This is a genomic window from Mycolicibacterium vaccae NBRC 14118 = CIP 105934 (assembly GCF_001552715.1).
GTDB lineage: Bacteria > Actinomycetota > Actinomycetes > Mycobacteriales > Mycobacteriaceae > Mycobacterium > Mycobacterium vaccae.
In genome coordinates this window covers 1-3,159 of sequence record NZ_BCRS01000289.1, presented here as the reverse complement: position 1 = coordinate 3,159, position 3,159 = coordinate 1, and the positions used below count along the sequence as shown (strand labels likewise).

Annotated in this window: 5 protein-coding genes; 2 read left to right on the top strand and 3 right to left on the bottom strand. The window is 68.9% G+C overall.

Annotated elements, in window-relative coordinates:
• Together MVA01S_RS29225 and MVA01S_RS29220 are read left to right on the top strand one after the other, a co-directional pair.
• Window positions 1–509: SDR family oxidoreductase (locus MVA01S_RS29225; RefSeq protein WP_159426378.1), on the top strand; the 509-nt coding region annotated here is incomplete at its 5' end.
• Window positions 510–515: 6 nt separating this feature from the next.
• A complete protein-coding gene (locus tag MVA01S_RS29220; protein WP_003930505.1) occupies window positions 516–1,109 on the top strand; it encodes a TetR/AcrR family transcriptional regulator in 594 nt (197 codons plus the stop codon).
• On the opposite strand, the gene MVA01S_RS29215 is transcribed toward MVA01S_RS29220, so the two are convergent.
• From MVA01S_RS29215 to MVA01S_RS29205, 3 genes are all read right to left on the bottom strand, one after another.
• Window positions 1,068–2,081: an NAD-dependent epimerase/dehydratase family protein gene (locus MVA01S_RS29215; protein ID WP_003930506.1), complete on the bottom strand. Its 1,014-nt coding sequence runs from the start codon at window positions 2,079–2,081 to the stop codon at window positions 1,068–1,070. The genes MVA01S_RS29220 and MVA01S_RS29215 overlap by 42 nt on opposite strands.
• A 71-nt stretch (window positions 2,082–2,152) precedes the next feature.
• The gene (locus MVA01S_RS29210; protein WP_003930507.1) at window positions 2,153–2,647 is read right to left on the bottom strand and encodes a nuclear transport factor 2 family protein; all 495 of its coding nucleotides are present in this window, start codon (window positions 2,645–2,647) and stop codon (window positions 2,153–2,155) included.
• Window positions 2,647–3,159: Rv1363c family protein (locus MVA01S_RS29205; RefSeq protein WP_060941816.1), on the bottom strand; the 513-nt coding region annotated here is incomplete at its 5' end. The genes MVA01S_RS29210 and MVA01S_RS29205, both read right to left, overlap by 1 nt.

The window sequence follows — 3,159 nt, the reverse complement described above, 5'->3', positions numbered from 1 at the left end:
TTGTTGTCGTGGGCAGTAACTCGACCACCGTCACACCCGGGGTGCCGCGCCGCGCGGTGCGCGCCCTGCTGGCCGGCGACGTCGACCGCGCCTTGCGCGCCACGCGTTTCCACGGTCCCGGCCGGGCCGCGATGGTGTACGCGGCCTCCAAGATCGCGGTCACCCGCTGGGCCAGGCGCACCGCGGTGCTCCCGGAGTGGGCCGGAGCCGGGATCAGGCTCAACGTGGTGGCCCCGGGCGCGGTGATGACGCCGCTGCTGCAGGAACAACTGGCCGACAACCGCCAGGCCAAGCTCGTCGAGCGGTTCCCGGTGCCCCTCGGCGGCTACGGCGACCCTGAGTTGCTGGCGCGGTGGATGTGTTTCATGCTCTCCGATGCCGCCGACTTCTCCTGTGGCAGCGTGATCTTCGTCGACGGCGGCACCGATGCACTGTTCCGCGCCGACGACTGGCCGCGCCCGTACCCGCTCCGCCGGATCGTGAGTTACCTCCGGCGGTACCGCGGCTGACCGACGATGGGTGACCGCAGGACAACCGGGCGCCCGCGCGATTCGTCGATCGACGAGCGGGTGTATGCGACGACGCGCGAACTGCTGCTCGAGGTCGGCTGGGACGATCTGAGCCTGCGCCTGGTCGCGGCACGCGCCGGCGTCGGACGGTCGAGCCTGAACCGGCGCTGGTCCTCGAAGGCCGAGCTGGTGCTGCACGCCATCCTGGGCGAAACACCCGATCTCTCACCCTTTTCCGGCACCGACTTGGATGGCTGGATCGAGTGGGTGGTGCGCGGCAGCCACGAACTGTTCAACAGACCCGACATGAAGGCCGCGGTACCGGGGCTGCTTCTGGCACTGAGTGAGAACACCGAGCTGCGTACCAACCTGTGGGCGAGCTTCAGCGGACCGGCGGCCCTGCTCTACGCCGAGCGTCTCGGCGCGCGCACCGACGAAGAACGTCGACAGGCCGATCAGGATGCCCGCGCGGTGCTGGTGATGGCTGCCGGGGCCGCGTTGCTGCTGACCACGGCGGCCGCCGACGACGACACCGAGGCTCTGCGGGCGCGGATCGCGCTACTGCTGGCCGACGCCGTCACGTCGCGGAAGGCCGGCTGACGGCCGGAACGACTCGACGATCGCCTGGTGGGGCGAGCGCCACGTCAGCCCGAGATCCTCGGTGGTGGCGCGGTCGTCGGTCGGCGTGGCGGCGGTGAGCAGCAGGGCCGCCTCGTAGCTGAGCCCGTCGCCGAGCGGCACGTAGCGCCCGAACGCATCGGAGAGCCGGCCTGTGGCCAGCAACACCTTCGGAGACAGCGGGATTCGACGCACGGGCCGGCCCAACCCCTCCTCCAGCGCGTCGATCATCTCGTCGAAGGTCAGCATCACGCCGCCGCAGACATACCGCCGCGGGCCGCGTCCCGGGCGCATCAGCCGGGTGTGGACGTCGGCCACGTCGCGGACGTCGATCATCTGCATGCCCGCACGCACTCTGGGGGCGACGCGGGCCCGCACGATCGGCGCCCATCCGCGTTCGGTGACGCCCACCGCGGTGCCGCCGAACGCTGCGCCGACGACGCTGGACGGATAGGTCACCACGACGGGTGCTCCGGTGTCCTGCAGGCGCCTTGCCACCCGGTCGGCGTATCCCTTGGTCTTGGCATAGGTGCTGCGGCCGTCGGAGGTCGGCGAGTCCGCCGAGATGACACCGTCCGGTGGCGGGAACAGCGCGCTGTAACTGCTCACCGAGACCACCGGGTCCAGGCCGAGGTCGACCGCGCGTGTCAGAACGTGTTCCGTGGCATGGGCGTTGATGTCCCACATCAGCTGGGCGCGGCGTTCGTCGGTGCCCACCACGCCCGCGGCGTGCACGACCGCGTCGACACCGGTCAGCAGTGCGGTCACGGTGGACTCGTCGCGGACGTCACCGACGACGACGTCGACCTCGCCCAGCGCGCGCAGCCGCCCGATGACCGGTGCGTCCTGTTCCTGCGGCAGCACCAGAAGCCGGATCCGGTGCTGCGCTTCGAGCAACGCGCGAACCGTGTGGGCGCCCAGGTAGCCGATGCCCCCGGTGACCGCGATGTGCATAGTCGTCTCCCTCGTCGCACCGACTTCCCGGCGTTACGGTACCAATGGCATCGAAACGGGTGCGGCTGGGCTCAGATCGGCGTGATGTAGGCGATCAGCCACTTGCCGTCGACCTTCTTGTAGTCGACGCGCAGCCGGCTGCCGTCGTAGACGGACTCCTTCGCCTTGTCGGTCACGGTGCGGTTCATGTACACCATCACCGACGCCGAGGTGCGCTGGGCGTCAAGGAGTCCCGTGCCCACGGAATGCGCCTGGCTGATCAGCTGGCGGTCCCGCGCCTGAGGGATGATCTCGTTGGTGACGCGGTCCTCGAACTCCTTGCGGTACTCCGGAGTGAGCATCGGATATACCTCGGCGAAACTGCGTTCCACCGTCTGGTAGTCGAAGCCGAACACCCGCGGGATCTGCTCAGCGGCCAGCGGCGGCAACTCCTCGCGCGCCTGCTCCTCGCTGTGCAGCACCACGCCGTTCCAGTACAGCGATCCGCCGACCGCCGCGAGGGCGACGAAACCCGTTGCCATCAGTACCCCGAGCGCTCCGATGAGCTTGCCGGGCCAGTCGCGCATCAGTTGCCCCCGTCGGGGTATTTGAGGTCGTAGGCCGTCATGTGCCCGTTGTCGTCCTCGTGGATGATCACCCGCATCCGGTACGGCTCCGAGGGCGCGTTGTTGCCGTCGAGATCGGTCACGGTGACCCGCACCGACACCAGAACCGCCGCGTTCTTGGCGATCTCGTCGATCTTCTCCAGCGCCACGCCGTTGACCACCGCCTCCGAACTGGCATTGGTGTCGCGGAACAGCAGCTTGAGGTTCTCGACGTTGCCCTCCTGGGTCATCATCGCGCGCAGCGGACCGCTGGTGCCGTTGACGAACCGGTCCACGCTCTCGTCGATCGTGTTCTGGGTGTAACTGAACATGTTGACTACCGACTGTGCGGCAGTGTCGACGAACCGGCGTTCACGCTCCTGCTTCGCCTCGATCGTGCGCTGGCCGCCGACCATCAGCAGGACGGCCACGACGAGCGCGGCCACCGCGACGAACGTGGTGGCGATCGACAGGATCGCCACCATCCGCCGGTT